We start from the raw sequence: 16,673 nt of genomic DNA, 5'->3' as shown, positions 1-16,673 counted from the left end.
CGTTGTGTAGGTTCCAGTCATTATATAAATCCGATAGGCGGGATGGCGCTTTATAAAGAGCGCGACTTTCTCAAGTTTGGGATTGAGCTGAGTTTTATTCGATCTGATGCCATTCAGTATCATCAGTTCGCCGAACCTTTTGTCCCTTCTCTCTCAATTATTGATGTCTTAATGTTTTGCCCATTGGATGAAATTAGAAAATTTCTGAAACAGTATCAATTATTAAAGTTCTCTGATAGCAAGATTCTTCACTTTGAAAGCCATGAAGAAATGATTGATGACCGGCAATATGGATTAGGGTATTTATGAATAATATTATTGGCGAGCTATTGTCAAAAATTATGGGCGGCTATTTTAAGTTGGCGCTTCCACCTCAAAGACAGCAGCCCTATTCAGACGAATTATTTTCTCAATCATCACAAGCCATTCAAACAGGGACTGTCGTTTATGATTTTGTGGCTGACCGAAATGCATACCAGAGCGGATGTTATTGGTGCGATGGCGACAATCGCACCTATGCGTGCTCGCTCGTGGATTGCGATGTTTTCCAAGTTGCCCGACCTCCAAACCTTGTATCTCGACTAACTAGGGGTTGATTGAACCATGTTTAGATGGAAAAAATTAGGCAAAGTATTCACACCGCAAGAAGTGAAAGGACGCAGCTGGTTGAGAGAATTCGCACAAGCACCGGCCACATTGTTGTTCGAGGATTTCGTGCGGATCTATTTTTCCTGCCGCCCCCCAGCGGATGAGAGCGGCCAGTACGTAAGCTATTCTGCTTATGTCGATCTGGATCGCACAGATCTGTTCAAGGTGCGGCATGTCAGTGAACAGCCGATTCTGAATCTTGGCGGGTTAGGGGAATTCGATGAATTCGGCACCTATCCGGTTTCCGTCATTCGCAACGGCGATGAAGTGCGCGCCTATTATGCGGGCTGGACGCGCTGCGAATCAGTGCCGTTCAATGTAGCAATCGGCATGGCGCTCAGCCGCGACGGAGGCAATACCTTCACCAAGCTCGGCAATGGCCCGGTGCTGCCGTATTCGCCGGATGAGCCCTTCGTGCTGAGCGGGCCGAAGATCAGGCGTTTCAATAATACCTGGTATCTCTGGTATATCGCCGGACGCAAGTGGAAGACGGTGGATGGGCGAGCGGAGCCGGTCTATAAGATACGGATGGCGACATCGGCCGATGGCATCCACTGGAACAAGGTCAACAAGGATCTGATCGAAAGCCGCATCGAGGAAGATGAAGCGCAAGCCAGCCCGGACGTATTCCACGCCAATGGTAAATACCACATGTTTTTCTGCTACCGTTACAGCAGTCATTACCGGGGCAAGGATTACGGCTATCGCATCGGTTATGCATCCAGCACGAACTTGATCGACTGGGTGAGGGATGATGCGAAAGCAGGCATCGACGTATCGGCGGAGGGCTGGGATGTCGAAATGATCAGCTATCCGCACGTTTTCGAGCTGGATGGGATGACCTATCTGGCCTACCTTGGCGATCAGGTCGGCCGATATGGATTCGGGCTGGCCGCGCTAGACGGAAAACTGGAGTAAACGATGAGTGCGATGAAGTGGAATAAGCTCGGCAAGATATTTGACCCGACACATCACAAGCTGCCTAACGGCTGCATGCAGTTCGCACAATCGCCGCAAGCACTGGTGTTCGACGATTTCGTGCGGATCTATTTCTCCACCCGCTCGGTAGATAAAAACAGCGGGAAGTATTTGAGCCATATCGCCTTTGTTGATATGCAGAAGAATTTGCGCGATGTGATTCGCGTGTCCGACAAGTCTGTCATTCCGCTCGGTGGGCTGGGCTCCTTCGATGAGCACGGCATCTTCCCGATGAGCATCATGCGCCACGGCGATGCCGTGTACGGCTACACCTGCGGTTGGAACCGGCGGGTGTCCGTCTCGGTGGATACCGCCATCGGTCTGGCTATCAGCCGCGACGACGGCCTCACCTTTCAGCGCATCGGGGACGGGCCGGTGCTTTCAGCATCCCTGCATGAGCCCTGCCTGGTCGGCGACGGCTTCGTGAAGGTCATCGGCGATGTGTTCCATATGTGGTACATCTTCGGCACCGGCTGGAAAAAGTTCTCTTCGGACACCGCGCCGGACCGTACCTACAAGATCGGCCATGCGATCTCCAGCGACGGCATCAACTGGACCAAGGAAGAGGCGCGGCAGATCATCCCGGACAAACTGGGGCCGGATGAAAGCCAGGCACTGCCGACAGTGATCGGAATCGACGGCCGTCATCACATGTTCTTTTGCTATCGCCAGTCGTTCGATTTCAGGAATAACAGGGATCGCGGCTATCGTATCGGCCATGCTTACTCCGACGACTTGATGAGCTGGACGCGGGACGATATGAATCCGCTGCTTGACGTAACATCGGGCGATTGGGATGGGGATATGTTGTGTTATCCCCATGTGTTCGAGTGCGACGGCAAGGTGTATTTGCTCTATAACGGTAATGAGTTCGGACGCTACGGATTCGGGCTGGCCGAGTTGATAATATGATCAAGTACCGATTGAACAAAGCATCCGAGGCGGAGATTGCTGAACATCTCTGGCTCTGCAATACCGATTTCATGCCGCCTATGAGCGGACGTGTCGACATAAACGATTATGCAAAAAAGATCGTCAGTAAGTCGACGAGATACGAAGCGTGGATTGATGACAAGCTGGTTGGGCTGGTGGCCGTCTATTGCAATGATATGGAGAAGCGCACCGCCTACATCACCAATGTCAGCGTGTTGCGTGAGGCGACGGGCAAGGGCATCGCCGAGAGCTTGATGAAACGGTGTATAGAACGCAAAAAAGCGTTGGGGATGCGCCAGATCAGCCTGGAGGTGGCGAGTGACAACATACCGGCTATCAGATTATATGAAAAATGTGGGTTTGTTGCTGGCAAGGCGAAAACGCCATTTATCACTATGGATCTGTATTTGAATTAAAAGCGGGGAAGAAAATGAACGGCAAACGTGATTATAACGTCGAAATAAAAGATACATATGATCGCAAATACGCCTACAACTTCGATGGGGGCACCTTTACATGATCAAATCGTTTGAAGGCTTTTTCAACATGGGACGCTTGCTTGATTCGGCCAGCTTCAAGGACGACTTCACCAGAAAGCTTCTATCTTATTTCGATGAAATCACCTGTATCAAAACTTCGGATATTGACTGCCGATGCGCTTACTCATCTGATACTTTGGAGCGAGCCGCCATTGCAGCAAGGCTGAAGGTGACTCATAGACTGGGCTTTTTTTTAATGTGCGAAAGGGTAGGGCAAACGAGGATCTCATTTGCTGCTATTGTACAGATGTTAGAGTTGGAGAAACATTGCTTGAGGTGGGCGCATGTCCCTAACCCATAAATCCCTGTCAGCCGTTTTTTGGAGTGGGGCGGATGTTTTTTTGCGCCAGGGACTTCAATTCTTTGTTTCGATTCTGCTGGCGCGATTGCTTTCTCCTGAAGAGTTCGGTCTGCTGGCGCTACTGTCTATTTTCACGGGCATCGCGACTCTATTTATTGACAGCGGTCTCAACTCGGCCCTGGTGCAGCGGCAAGACATCACGCGCAAAGATGAATCCACGGTGTTCTTCTTCAACTTGGTTACCGGCCTGCTTGTAGCGTCGGGGCTCGGTCTATCGGCTCCATGGATCGCCACGTTCTTTGAACAGCCAGTCTTGCAGGCAAAGGTCCATATCATGGCCACGAATCTATCTACGATGCCATGGATTGCCATGTTCTTTGAGCAGCCAGTCTTGCAGGGCCTGACCTATGTGATGGCCTTGAACCTATTCGTGGGATCATTGGGATCCATTCAAGGTGCGCTGCTGACCAAAGCACTTGACTTTAAGACTCTGATGAAGATAAATGCGGTAGCCACGCTATTGTCCGGTGTGTTAGCGGTGTGCTTGGCGTGGAAGGGATTTGGCGTTTGGAGTCTGGCCTTACAAACCCTGGCTTCGACAGCGATTTCAGTGACGCTGCTGTGGCTGTGGCATCCATGGCGTCCACAATGGATATTCAGCCTTGTCTCCCTGCGCTCGCTGTTTCGTTTCGGCGGGTTCATGTTGCTCTCAGGCCTGTTGGATACGCTGTATACCCGCCTCTACAGCGTGATTATCGGCAAGCTGTATTCTGCCCGGCAGCTGGGTTTCTACACGCGGGCCGACAATATTCAACAGTTGCCTGTAAGCGTACTGACCAACGTGCTCAATCGGGTGGCCTTCCCTGTATTTTCTGCTGCCGCAGCCGACAAGGCTCGATTGGCGCTGGGCATGCGCAAGGTTCTGCGGATAATTATGCTGTTCAACGTTCCGGCCATGCTGGGGTTGATGGCAGTGGCCGAGCCTCTGGTGATCACCTTGATTGGCGAGAAGTGGCTGCCGAGCGTGCCGATCCTGCAAGTACTTTGTCTCGCCGGGATGATATGGCCTCTGCATGCGCTTAATCTCAACGTACTCATGGCGCAAGGGCACTCGAACCTGTTTTTTCGTATTGAAGTAATAAAGAAGATCATTAGTATCGCCGCCATTGTAACAGCCAGTTTCTATGGCGTAATGGCTATTGTCTGGAGCGAGGTTATCGCGGCCGCTCTGTGTTTTCCGATTAACGCGTATTACACTGGGATTTTTCTCGGATATTCGGCCTGGAAACAGACGCTGGATATTCTGCCTTATCTGGCTGTCTCCATGTTGATGATGCTAGTCATCTGGCCCATCCATATTTATTTGTCGTTTCATCCAGCTGCTCAGCTTGGGCTTATGATTGGGGTGGGTGCATTTGTTTACCTGCTTGCCTGCCATTTGCTTCGTTTAACGGCATTTAATGAGTCATGGACTTTGTTGGTCCAACGCAGAAGAACCGTGCAGAACCTTTAACTTTTACCTTGGGGAGCCTGAGTCAATGAACCAAGAAGCGACCTGTGAAGTAAAATACACTGAAGTCAGTGATCCGGCGGTGATGATGTTAGCGCCCATCGTCAGCGTCCATATGATAACCTACAACCACGGCCTGTACTTGGCCGAAGCCATCGAGGGCGTGATCGCCCAGAAGACCGATTTTCCCATTGAGCTGGTCATTGGGGATGATTGTTCAACCGATAATACTCGAGAGATAGCACTGGATTACCAACGCCGTTATCCGCATCTCATTCGGGTGATCTACCCGGATCATAATGCTGGGATGCATAGAAACTTTCGTCAGATTAATGATGCATGCCGGGGAGAATTTATAGCCTATTGCGAAGGAGATGATTATTGGATTGATCCCGAGAAACTACATGAACAAGTAGCCGTGCTTTCTAGATTGAAAAACATCGATATCACTTTTCATAGTAGTTATTTTAAATCCGAAAAACAACAAACAATAATTCTCGGTCACGTTAACTCTTCAACTGATAAGTTATATACCTTATCAGAGGTGATTGATGGTGACATACACTATGCAATGGGTTTTATGCCTACAGCAAGCATCATGGTTCGTCGAAGCCTGATAATGTCGATTCAAGATTGGTTTGATGCAAGGGTATCTCCTGTGGGTGATCATATTGTGGAAGTTTTTGGTTCACGGAATGGAGCATATTATATGAATAGACCAATGAGTGTTTATCGTAGAGAGGCAAGCGGATCCTGGTCAGAAAGAATGAAAAATGATCCTGATGCGTGTGTTGAAATGCACTTACAATTCCTTTCTATGCTGATGAAACTAAAACAGGCTATTCCAGAACAAGAAGAAGCATTCCTGCGTCGCATTATTTATTGTTGTGCCCATTTATCGAAAATAGGAACAGATAAAAATTTCACACAGATCAAAGAATCAATCTTACCAATTCTCAAAGATATTTATAGACTGAAGGCAATTGACGAATACAGTATCGGGAATGAGCCATTGGAAGGGGCTCTTTTTACAAAGCTTGCCGTCGATTGCGGAAAGACTAAAGCTTTTGCAGATGAGAAATGCGGAGTATTTTGGCAATTTTGCAGGGTAGTGAAATCGGTCTTTGATTATGGAATATTGATTTTGCAAATGATCAATACAAATCATTCCAATTCAAGTGACTGTGAAGGACAAATAGCAAAGTGGAAAGTGGAAGAGCAAAGTAGTTATTTATTTGCGCGATGGAAGCGCTTTCGCAAATTGATAATTGAAAAAGTAGGATTTGTTTTAAAGGCAGCAGCAAGTACATTTCTTGCTCGTCAGAAATGCTAATTGTTAATGAATGTTTTATCAAGAGATTAGGGAAATGCTTTTGGAAATTAATGAAGATGCAGTGAAATGTCGGGCTCACTCAATAATGGAAAAACCATTCGAAATGGTTTGGATTACGTTCAGGATTTTTTTGTCAGAGGCTGAAATTGGCGATGATCGCCAATTTCATGAGGCCCTGTTTCTAACAGGCTGAACTTGTCTTTGGGGTCGATGGTCCTAAAGGATGTCGATAATTTTAACGAAAAGTTAGAACGAGCCAAGGTTCATCAAGGACTGTCGTCATTATATGTAACTAACTGTGCCAGGCACAATGATATGTTTGATATTCTGCGGCTGTCTCAGTAGGGTCGAAAAGCTGGAAATTACTTATTTTTTGAATGACTTATTAAATCTAAATATATCGAAATAAGTAGCCACTACTTAACACACAATCAAATGAGCTACGAGTCCGTTACTTATGAAACAAAACATTAAAACACTTACGGATTACCTTGACCTTGTTAAGCGGCGCAAGCATTACATTGTAGCTATCTGGTTGCTGGTAAGCTTCATATCGGTAACCGTCGCTTATAACCTCCCCAAAGTCTATCGATCAACGGCAACAATGCTGATCGAGGCCCCTATTCCGACAAATTTTTTCGAATCCACAGCATCGCATTATGCGGAAGAGCAAATTCAAACAATTTATCAAAAGGTCATGACGACCGATAATGTGCTTTCGATTATTAATTCAAGTAGCCTTTATAACGATATCAAGGATGCCTATACAAAATATGAACTGGCGAATTTATTCAAAAAGAAAGTTGAAGTTAAGTTAGTCACTTCTTCTTTAGCGCCCGAGACCAGTACTGGCGTGGCTGAGATCGCCTTTAATATTTCATTTAATGATGGCGATGCAATTAAGGCAAAAGAGATAGCGAGCAAGCTGGCCGCTCAATTCATTGAGCAAAATGATAAGGCCAGAGCTCAGCGGGCTATTAGAGCGACTGGCTTCCTCATGGAGGAATCGGACAAGTTAAACCAGGAGCTTCAGGAAATTGACAGCGAAATTGCAAAATACAAGGAAAAACATAACTTCATTCTGCCGGAGCAGGTGCAAGGGAATTTAGCTGCGATAGATCGTGCGGAGAGCGAGCTGAAAGATACCGACGCTCAAATCCGCGCTACGAAGGAAAGGATCATTTTTTTGGCAGCGGAGTTGGCGAGAGCACAGCAGGAACTGCCCAGTAGACTTGATGACAAAACACCAAAAAGCAAGGCTGAGGCCCTAAGGCTTTTGCGGGCAAAGTACCTCCAATACTCCAGCATTTATTCCCCCTCGCATCCGTCTTTGGTTCGCCTGAAGCGAGAGATAAAAGCATTGGACCCTACTTTTGAAGAGCAGTCGGTCGAGTCGGATGCTCTCAAACAATTGGCAGAGGCTAAGGGCGAACTTGAATTGTTGGAAAGGAAATATGCCGGCAATCATCCTGATATAGAAAAACGCAGAAAACAGATTGACAGACTGCAACAACAATTGAAAAACACGCATCCACGCCCGCAGCAGGAACAGGATGAAGCCATGAATGTTATCAATCCCGCTTATCTGGGTGTAGAAGCGCAATATAAAAGCAGTCAATCAGAGCTTCAGTCCTTGATGCAGAAACAGGAGTATTTGAGAGCAAAGCTTGAAAAAACACAAAATACCCTCTCACAGGCCCCTCAAATAGAAATGGCTTATACCGATTTGATAAGGAAGCGAGACAACATCATAAAGAAATACACTCAGCTCAAGGAAAAATGGCTGGATGCCAAGCTTGTCCAGACATTGGAAGAGCAACAGAAGGGCCAAACTCTCACCCTCATCGAACAACCCGTTGTGCCAGCTCATCCGGAAAAAGCGATCAGAAGAATAGTGGCCATTGGCGGATCTTTTATAGGGATTGTTGCCGGCTTTGGTTTTGCCTTTTTGTTAGAATTTTTGGATCCTGGGGTAAGGGGGTATAGAGCAATTAGCGAAGTGACAGGACTTATGCCGTTAGTTGTAGTCCCCTATATCGAATCGCCTGCCGAGTTGGAAGACCGGTTTGTGAAGCAGAATCGAATGAGGAAGATTGTAGTCTGGATAGGGATGTTTTTCATCATGTTGACTACTGTTGTAATGCTCATATTTTTCCTTCCGGCGCCGCAAACATGAATCAACATCAAGTTATTAGTAATATGAAAGTTATCATGTAGTTACGTCCTTAATTGGAGAATGATCAATGATTAACAGTACTGATGGACACTCGCTCGACTCGATCCGATACACAAAAACTCAAACGGTCAGTATTGATCCGGATGTATTGCAGAATAATCGAGTTATTATGGGGCTCTACAATGATCCTCGAGCCGATATTTTTCGTGTGCTCCGGACGAATGTCCTCAGACAGCTTCGAGAGAATAATTGGAACAGTTTTGCCATAACCAGCGCGACGCCAGGCGCAGGCAAAACTTTTGTATCTGTTAACCTTGCTATAGCTATAGCTATAGAGGGAAACCAAAGCGTTCTTATCGTTGATGCCGATCTTAGGCGCCCAAGTGTAGGTCAATATCTGGGGCTTGAATGGGAGTTTGGGCTTGTCGATTGCCTGGAAAGGGACATTTCTTTGGAAGATGCATTAATTAATCCCGGTATTGAGCGCATGGTAGTCTTACCTGGCAACAATTCCGACAACAATGCTTCGGAATTGATCTCATCCCGGAAAATGTTCAATCTGATTCAGGAGATTAAATCGCGTTATAAAGACCGGATTATTATTTTCGATCTTCCGCCCCTCTTTGCAGCGGATGATGCGTTGTTGTTTATGCCTTATATCGATGCAGTTCTGTTGGTTGTAGAGGATGGAAAAAACACTTCCGATGAGCTTCAACATTCCATGTACATTCTGGAGCAGACAAATTTACTTGGGCTGGTTGTGAATAAATCAAGTCAATCAATTACACCATACCAATACGGATATGCATCTGAGGCTGCTCTGGATTGACAGTGCGCTTTGGGTAACAAGCAAGGATGTGCAAAGAGGACAAGCTCATCGTGAATAAAGTGTGATTGATTGCCTTTTCACCAGTAGTTTGGAAGTGATTTATCTGATTTAAATAAAGCGATTATCAGTAGAGGTATAGGTTAACCATTTTAATTGTCATGCTTGTGGTCGAGCAAACGAGTAGGGTTTCGCAAGAATCCAGAGACTTGCAGCTCAAGTTGTCCATATGAGTTTCATAGGAAAGTCAATAGAATGAACAATATGCCCAAATATATAATTATAACGCCGGTACGAGATGAAGCGCTCTATATAGAGAAAACGGTTGAATCAGTCTCTCATCAGACTATTCTACCTTTTCTATGGATTATAGTAGATGACGGTTCAACTGATGGTACCGGTGAAATTCTAGATACTTGCACAGCCCAAGCCAGCTGGATAAAAGTTATTCATAGGGGAAATCGAGGATTTCGAGCTAATGGGAGTGGCGTAATGGAAGCTTTTTACGCGGGATATTCTGTTATAAGTGATGAAAGTTGGGATTTCATCATTAAGCTGGACGGCGATCTATCGTTCTCACCTGATTATTTTGAACAGTGTTTCAAAATTTTTGAAATCGAAACGCAATTGGGAATTGGCGGCGGGACAATCTGTCAGTTAGAAAATGGACAATTAAGAATGGATTCGGAAGGAGACCCTCCTTTCCATGTCAGGGGAGCAACTAAAATTTACCGTCGTGCCTGTTGGGAGAAAATTTACCCTTTAATTAAAGCGCCGGGATGGGATACCTTAGATGAGGTAAAAGCGAATCTGCACGGTTGGACTACACGAACTTTCGCTGAACTTAAATTGGTTCAACACAAGGCCACAGGTGGGGCGGATGGTTTTTGGCGTGATCGGTTCAAAAACGGGCGGGCTAACTATATTACTGGCTATCATCCGATTTATATGTTGGCTAAATGTGTCAAGCGATCCCTACGCAGGCCTATTCTTCTAGAGTCATTGGCTTTGTTGGCCGGATTTTGTTCAGGGTATTTGAAGAGGATACCGCAAGTTCAGGATGATGAGGTCATACGCTATCTCCGACAACAGCAGATTCGGTTTCTTTTGCGTCAGCCCGGCATATATGGATAGGTTCGACAGCACATATTTCTCAAATATATTCTTATGCTCCATTCATAGCTCCGACTTGAGAAATATACTCGATAACTCAATAAATACGATCAGCCTAAAGTGGCTGCATCTAAATGCTGGCAGGAGAATTAATGTGTGGTATCTGCGGAAAACTGAATTTTAATCGGGAAAAGTTCGTTGAGTCAGCGCTTATCCGGCGTATGATGGACATGATCCAACATCGAGGGCCAGACGGACATGGGGAATTTCTATCTGGCCCTGTTGGTTTGGGACATCGGCGATTGAGTATCATCGATCTCGACACTGGCAAGCAGCCCATGTCTAACGAAGACGGTACGGTGTGGGTGGTTTATAATGGGGAAATTTATAACTTCCAGGAGCTGAGGATCGAGCTTGAGGGAAGGGGACATCAATTTAAATCTACAACGGATACCGAAGTCATCGTCCATTTATATGAAGAACTGGGCGATCAATGTGTTACTCGATTCCGAGGTATGTTTGCCTTTGCTCTCTGGGATGAGCGCCGGAAACATCTGCTTTTAGCTCGTGATCGTGTTGGCGTAAAGCCGCTTTATTACACCAATACCGGCAAGTCCTTACTTTTTGCTTCCGAAATAAAATCTCTCCTGGTCGATTCAGATGTCGAGCGTCGAGTCAACCTGCGCGCAATAGATCGGTTTCTTACTTATTATTATCTGCCGGGTAATGAAACGTTATTCGAATCTATCTTTAAATTAGAGCCTGGACACTATCTCAGCGTACAGGATGGACAGATTTCAGTGCATCAGTATTGGAATTTGCGTTTTGAAATACCATCACGTCCGCGGAGATTCGATGAGGCGGTTGATGTTCTGCAGACATTGCTGAGCCGCACCGTGAAAGATCATATGATCAGCGATGTACCCGTAGGTGTGCTGCTGAGTGGAGGAGTTGATTCTACAGGTGTTCTGAGTCATGCGGTTCAGCACACGGACAAACCAATTCATACGTTTACCATGGGCTTTAGTGGCGCTAATTTTCAGGATGAGCGACCTTATGCGAAAGTGGCCTCGCAAAAGTTTGGAACTGTTCACCATGAAATTTCAATGTCTGCTGATGATTTTCGTGACTTTCTTCCAAAATATGCCTGGCACATGGAAGAGCCGGTTTGCGAGCCTCCAGCAATCGCTCTCTATTTTGTATCCCGGTTGGCAAGAGAGTCCTCAGTCAAGGTGCTATTGTCGGGCGAAGGGGGGGATGAGGCCTTTGCGGGTTATCAGACTTATCGGAATCTTCTCATCCTTGAAAAATTGAAATCAGCCTTCGGTCCTGCTAAAGGGGTTTTGCGTTTAGGATTTCAGGCGCTTGGGTATACAGGCTGGAAACGAATCGGAAACTATGCAAGTCTGGTTAATCCGACGCTTGCGGAGTACTACTTGAGCCGCACCGCAACGCCCTACACGCCTTTCAATCAATATAAGCCCGAACTTTATAACGAGGACATGTCGGCTTTCTTAGATGACCAGGCTTCGGGAGATATATCGCGAAGATTGTTCGAACAGATGAACAGTCAAGCTTTGCTGAACCGCATGCTGTATGTGGATACCAAAACTTGGCTTCCTGACGATCTACTGGTTAAGGCCGACAAAATGACCATGGCTACATCGGTTGAACTGCGGGTGCCTCTACTAGATTATAGAGTTCTTGAATTTGCGGCTTCGCTGCCATTGCATTATAAGGCAAATGGGTGGGAGCTGAAGCGCATTTTGAAGGCGGCTTTGGTCAAATCCGTTCCCCAAGAAATCCTCAACCGTAAAAAGACAGGTTTCCCTGTACCCTATGATAGCTGGATGCGTAAGGATATGAAGGATTTTGTATCTGACACTATGCTGGCAATAAATGCGGCTTCAGATTTATATTTTTGTAAGGAAGCGATTGCAAACCTGCTTCAAGCGCATCAGCAGGGTAAAGGTTGTTCCAAAGAGGTTTTTAGCTTGCTTGTGTTTGAGCTCTGGCACCGTCAGTTTGTTAGTGCGTCGTTACAGTCGTTTGAGTCCGCAAGATGAACGCTATTGGATTGACATTCACATTAGTAGCCAGCTTGTTTCTGTTTATTCTGCCAAGGTGTCTCGCGGCAATTCCTTTATTGATGTGCGCTTTGTACATGACTCGCGGTCAAGAATTGTTGCTTGGACCGGCGCACTTCGATGTGATGCGGATTCTGGTTATGGTTGGGGCTATGCGCGTGTTATTAAGAGGAGAACGAATTGCGAATGGGATCAATCATATAGATGGATGGGTAATTATTTGGGCTATATGGTTGATAGGCACCAGTGCTTTTCATACATCTAACAGCTGGGTTTTTCGATCAGGAATGTTGTGGACTGAATTGGGCTGTTACTTTTTGTTTCGAGTATTTGTTCAAGATTGGGAAGACGTTAGGCGCATTTTCAAATTCATTTGTATTCTTTTAGTACCAACTGCAATACTGATGCTGTGGGAAAAAGCTGTCGGGAAGAATTACTTTGCTGTTTTTTTAGGAGGGATATCTGAAGTGCCGGCTTTACGTGATGGGCATTTTCGTGCTAAGGGACCGTTCGACCATGCGATATTGGCTGGTACGGTTGGAGCCGCTTGTTTTCCAATGGCTTTGTATTTGTGGAAAAGTTACCGTAAGCATGCTTTAGTGGGATTGTTTGCTGCTGGAGGTATTCTCTTCGCCAGCACTTCAAGCGGTCCAATGATGATGGTTGTTTTCATCTTGTTTGGGTTGGTTCTTTGGAGGGCGCGTAAGTATTTGCAGATAATTCGCTGGGGTGCGTTAGTGGCAGTTATCTCCTTGCAGGCAGTCATGAATGACCCCGTTTATTTTCTAATGGCACGGATTGATATAACTGGCGGTAGCAACGGCTGGACTCGGGCCAGGCTGATTCAATCATCAATCGAACATCTGGACGAATGGTGGATTTGGGGTACCGATTATACCAGGCACTGGATGGCAACGGGTATATATGCTAATAGTCAGCATGTTGATATTACCAATCACTTTCTAGCAATGGGGGTGATGGGAGGGCTACTGTTAATTTTTCTTTTTATTATGATTCTTGTTGCCGCATTTCGTATAGCGAGAAAGGCATTGCAGATGAATGAAAGTGCACCGATGGAATATGGATTTATTGTTTGGACGTTAGGTGCAATTTTATTTGGGCATGTGGTGAACTTCTTTTCAATTACTCTTTTCGATCAATCTATTGTTTTCTTTTACCTTATTTTGGCCGGCATGGGTGCGATTCATGCTGCAAAGCCATTCTCAGCGTTGGAGAGTAAGCATTCAGTCAATCATATTAGACAATCACGCTATGTTGCGGTTGGAAGACATATATCAGCAGTAGGGATTACACGGCAGAAAACACATTTCTTGGAGGGTAACTTCCAAAAAATAGATATTCCTTCAGGGGTTTGGCGACCCAAACACTCTAACACTCTCTTCAGCAACTCGTATGATGACCACCTGTCGGATGGTATAGCTCATACTAAATTCCGTATCAGATACAGAATGTGTAATTCTCTTGTTTCTAAATCTACCCGGACATTTCTTAAAATATGAAAACAATTTCCGTCATTATCGTTAGCTGGAATGCCCGCGATTACTTGCGGGATTGTCTAGATTCGATTTATCAAACAGGCGAATCCTGCATACAAGAGATAATCGTGGTGGATAATGCCTCCAAAGACGGCTCTCCTGAAATGGTGACAGAACATTTTCCGGAAGTGACGTTGATCAAATCGGAAGAAAATCTTGGGTTTGCACGAGCGAACAATCTGGCCATGGAGCATGCTAAAGGCTCCATCTTTGCTCTGGTGAATTCGGATGTTATTGTCCATGAAGGTTGTCTCGAAAAGCTTGCCGTGTTTCTTGATGATCATCCTGACATCGGTATGGTTGGGCCGCGAGTCACTGGAGGTGATGGTAATTTGCAGCGGACGTGCCGTAAGATGCCGACTTTCTGGAATACTGTGTGCAGAATTCTGGTGTTAGACCGAATTTTTCCAGACTGGCAAATATTTTCGGGCTTCGAGGTACCCTACAGTAGCTACGATAAGTATATGGAAGCAGAAGTATTGAGCGGTTGTTTCTGTGTTGCAAGAAAAAAGGCAGTGGATGAAGTTGGCGGCATGGATGAGCGGTTTTTTTTCTACGCAGAGGATATCGACTGGTGTAAACGTTTTCGGGATGCCGGATGGAAGCTGATGTTTGTGCCCGAAGCAACTGCAACACATTTTGGCGGTGGCAGCACCGCAAATGCCCCTTTTCGCTACAGTATTGAAATACTTCGCGCCACTTTAAAGTATTGGCGAAAGCATCATGGAATTGCCGGGCAGATCATTTGCTACCTGCTCATATTGTCACATCACGGATCCCGACTAATGATTCGCAGCATGAAGAGAAGCCTGGGCTTAGGACGATCCGTTGCTAGCAAACATAAGTTTAAGGAGGATGTTATATGTCTGCGCTGGTTGCTGACGGGGAAGGGAGTTCAGTGAATCGATGCCATGATTTGATTACACGAAGAAATAAAAGAGTTCTTCATAGGGATGTTTACAATGATAAAACTTTATAACATTCATATTCCTCAACATTTTAATTCTCCGTCCGAAATGGAGCTATTTTCCATTTTGCAGCAGTTATTACCGATAAAATTCATTCTCGGTGCACAAGATGGAATTGAGGCAAATGGAATAATTGCCAGCGATACTGAGGCGCACAAAGATGTGGCCGGCATTACAAGTTTGAGATTGCCATTATCAGCCAAACGAACAGATAGACATAAGCAGATTGAGACTGAGGTGAAATTTGCGGATGACCCTGATGTGCCGTTTCCGTTTCGAGGCCGTACGGTAAACACGAAACTGGCTCAGATCAGGCCTGTTCTTTCAACCCGTACCGATGAGAAAGTTCTTGCAGCCAGTAAGCAAGGGCCGATCTGGATAGTTTCTAAAGTCACTGGAGTAAAACATTTCAAATCAGCTTTACCCTTGCCTAATATCTCGACTGAACAAAGTTTCAGTGATGTTTTCAATGGTGAATGCTTTTTGGAATTGCTTGTTTTGTTAGAATTTATTCGTGAAATCAGTACAGGCACGGCTTACCAAAACCCTCCATTACGGGCCAGTTTTATCGTTGATGATCCAAACTTGCATTGGCCAAGCTATGGGTATGTTGATTATCGTAGGATTGCTGATCATGCGAAGAAAGAGAACTATCATGTTTCTTTCGCCACTATTCCACTTGATACATGGTTCACGCATGGAGCGACCGCCGACTTATTTCGAACGAATTCGCGATGGCTTTCACTACTAATTCATGGTAATAACCACTCAAAAGAAGAATTGGCGCGGAGTTACTCGGAAACGGTGCGGAATGGCCTGTTACGACAAGCAGTCCAGCGCATCAATCGCATGGAGCAGAAGGCAGATCTCCGTGTTTGCCGAGTTATGGTGCCCCCTCATGGGGCTTGTTCACATGAGATGTTGGCAGAACTCCCAAAGTGCGGATTTGAGTCGGCTTGCATTTCGGCAGGATCTTTGCGGGCTCATAATCAAGACAAGCCTTGGATTAAAAAACTGGGTTTTTTCCCTTCGGAGGTGATCGAAGGTTGTCCCGTTCTTCCCCGTTGGGGACTAAATGGGAATGTAAAAAACTCCTTGCTTGTTGCGGCTTACCTTGGCCAACCTTTGATCCTTAGAGGACACCACCAGGATTTAAAAGATGGAGGCGAGGTTTTCGATGAATTTGCAAAATTCATCAATGGCTTTGGGAACGTATTTTGGTCAAACATGGCCGACCTTAGCCAGCTTAATTATCTATGGCGGATAGAAAAAACAACATGCTATATAAAACCTCTAGGGATAAACATTAACTTTAGACTGCCAGACGAAACAACTAGTGTGGTTATCGAAAATTCCGGAACAATGGCCGATGGCGCCTGGCAAGTAGTATCTGCCGATGGCGATGTGCGTAAAGCAATGGCGGGGGAACATTTCCTCGTATCGAAGGAAATGAGGCGCGAAATCTCCATTGAACGTAATTTTCTGCCACAACTGCAGCATGCACCGATAGTAGCAAATAACAAGTCAACAGATACGGTGCTTATCTTGCGCCGTTTATTGACTGAGGCGAGAGATCGTCTGTTAGTGTCTTAGCGCAATGAAGTGGTCGCGTTGAACAGATTCATGATGTGTTGATTATAGTTGCTCTAATGTATGCATCCAGCCCTACCATCTAGCGCTATTTCTGCTTTAGCGTTTCAATAAA

Annotated in this window: 14 protein-coding genes; all 14 read left to right on the top strand. The window is 45.8% G+C overall.

The features are described from left to right. On the top strand, positions 1-309 hold a 309-nt coding region (locus tag IT781_RS19275; RefSeq protein ID WP_194971807.1), incomplete at its 5' end, for a WbqC family protein. Positions 310-318: 9 nt separating this feature from the next. Continuing rightward, positions 319-585 carry a hypothetical protein gene (locus IT781_RS19270; protein WP_194971806.1) on the top strand — a complete coding sequence of 89 codons (267 nt, stop codon included), beginning with the start codon at positions 319-321 and terminating at the stop codon, positions 583-585. An 18-nt stretch (positions 586-603) separates the two neighbouring features. After that, positions 604-1,566 (top strand): glycosylase, encoded by a 963-nt coding sequence (locus tag IT781_RS19265; RefSeq protein WP_194971805.1) that lies wholly within the window; start codon positions 604-606, stop codon positions 1,564-1,566. Positions 1,567-1,569: 3 nt separating this feature from the next. Continuing rightward, a complete protein-coding gene (locus IT781_RS19260) occupies positions 1,570-2,538 on the top strand; it encodes a hypothetical protein (protein WP_194971804.1) in 969 nt (322 codons plus the stop codon). Then, positions 2,535-2,975, top strand: coding sequence for an N-acetyltransferase (locus tag IT781_RS19255; protein WP_194971803.1), 441 nt, complete (start codon positions 2,535-2,537; stop codon positions 2,973-2,975). The genes IT781_RS19260 and IT781_RS19255 overlap by 4 nt, the downstream gene beginning before the upstream one ends. Before the next feature lie 407 nt (positions 2,976-3,382). Beyond that, complete coding sequence (locus IT781_RS19250; protein ID WP_194971802.1) at positions 3,383-4,912, top strand: lipopolysaccharide biosynthesis protein; 1,530 nt, start codon at positions 3,383-3,385, stop codon at positions 4,910-4,912. A gap of 25 nt (positions 4,913-4,937) precedes the next feature. Further along, positions 4,938-6,242: a glycosyltransferase gene (locus tag IT781_RS19245; protein WP_194971801.1), complete on the top strand. Its 1,305-nt coding sequence runs from the start codon at positions 4,938-4,940 to the stop codon at positions 6,240-6,242. Positions 6,243-6,699: 457 nt separating this feature from the next. Further along, complete coding sequence (locus tag IT781_RS19240; RefSeq protein ID WP_194971800.1) at positions 6,700-8,418, top strand: lipopolysaccharide biosynthesis protein; 1,719 nt, start codon at positions 6,700-6,702, stop codon at positions 8,416-8,418. A 67-nt stretch (positions 8,419-8,485) separates the two neighbouring features. Continuing rightward, a complete protein-coding gene (locus tag IT781_RS19235; RefSeq protein WP_194971799.1) occupies positions 8,486-9,247 on the top strand; it encodes a CpsD/CapB family tyrosine-protein kinase in 762 nt (253 codons plus the stop codon). A 252-nt stretch (positions 9,248-9,499) separates the two neighbouring features. Next, entirely contained in the window at positions 9,500-10,378 is an 879-nt protein-coding gene (locus tag IT781_RS19230) for a glycosyltransferase family A protein (protein WP_194971798.1), read from the top strand. A 113-nt stretch (positions 10,379-10,491) separates the two neighbouring features. Beyond that, positions 10,492-12,423 carry an asparagine synthase (glutamine-hydrolyzing) gene (gene asnB / locus IT781_RS19225; protein WP_228779283.1) on the top strand — a complete coding sequence of 644 codons (1,932 nt, stop codon included), beginning with the start codon at positions 10,492-10,494 and terminating at the stop codon, positions 12,421-12,423. After that, entirely contained in the window at positions 12,420-13,964 is a 1,545-nt protein-coding gene (locus IT781_RS19220; protein ID WP_194971797.1) for a hypothetical protein, read from the top strand. The genes asnB and IT781_RS19220 overlap by 4 nt, the downstream gene beginning before the upstream one ends. Then, positions 13,961-14,902 (top strand): glycosyltransferase family 2 protein, encoded by a 942-nt coding sequence (locus IT781_RS19215; protein ID WP_194971796.1) that lies wholly within the window; start codon positions 13,961-13,963, stop codon positions 14,900-14,902. Before IT781_RS19220 ends, IT781_RS19215 begins: the two co-directional genes overlap by 4 nt. A gap of 60 nt (positions 14,903-14,962) precedes the next feature. Next, on the top strand, positions 14,963-16,561 hold the full coding sequence (locus IT781_RS19210) for a hypothetical protein (RefSeq protein ID WP_194971795.1): 1,599 nt from the start codon (positions 14,963-14,965) through the stop codon (positions 16,559-16,561). The last annotated feature ends 112 nt before the right edge of the window (positions 16,562-16,673 follow it).

Source organism: Methylobacter sp. BlB1, assembly GCF_015476545.1.
GTDB lineage: Bacteria > Pseudomonadota > Gammaproteobacteria > Methylococcales > Methylomonadaceae > Methylobacter.
The sequence above is the reverse complement of the archived record's forward strand: the minus strand, read 5'-3'. Positions and strand labels throughout refer to the sequence as shown.

Coding starts and splice junctions, on each gene's coding strand:
- IT781_RS19265 (WP_194971805.1), top strand. CDS start 604: ATGTTTAGATGGAAAAAATTAGGCAAAGTATTCACACCGCAAGAAGTG.
- IT781_RS19260 (WP_194971804.1), top strand. CDS start 1,570: ATGAGTGCGATGAAGTGGAATAAGCTCGGCAAGATATTTGACCCGACA.
- IT781_RS19255 (WP_194971803.1), top strand. CDS start 2,535: ATGATCAAGTACCGATTGAACAAAGCATCCGAGGCGGAGATTGCTGAA.
- IT781_RS19250 (WP_194971802.1), top strand. CDS start 3,383: ATGTCCCTAACCCATAAATCCCTGTCAGCCGTTTTTTGGAGTGGGGCG.
- IT781_RS19245 (WP_194971801.1), top strand. CDS start 4,938: ATGAACCAAGAAGCGACCTGTGAAGTAAAATACACTGAAGTCAGTGAT.
- IT781_RS19240 (WP_194971800.1), top strand. CDS start 6,700: ATGAAACAAAACATTAAAACACTTACGGATTACCTTGACCTTGTTAAG.
- IT781_RS19235 (WP_194971799.1), top strand. CDS start 8,486: ATGATTAACAGTACTGATGGACACTCGCTCGACTCGATCCGATACACA.
- IT781_RS19230 (WP_194971798.1), top strand. CDS start 9,500: ATGAACAATATGCCCAAATATATAATTATAACGCCGGTACGAGATGAA.
- asnB (WP_228779283.1), top strand. CDS start 10,492: ATGCTGGCAGGAGAATTAATGTGTGGTATCTGCGGAAAACTGAATTTT.
- IT781_RS19220 (WP_194971797.1), top strand. CDS start 12,420: ATGAACGCTATTGGATTGACATTCACATTAGTAGCCAGCTTGTTTCTG.
- IT781_RS19215 (WP_194971796.1), top strand. CDS start 13,961: ATGAAAACAATTTCCGTCATTATCGTTAGCTGGAATGCCCGCGATTAC.
- IT781_RS19210 (WP_194971795.1), top strand. CDS start 14,963: ATGATAAAACTTTATAACATTCATATTCCTCAACATTTTAATTCTCCG.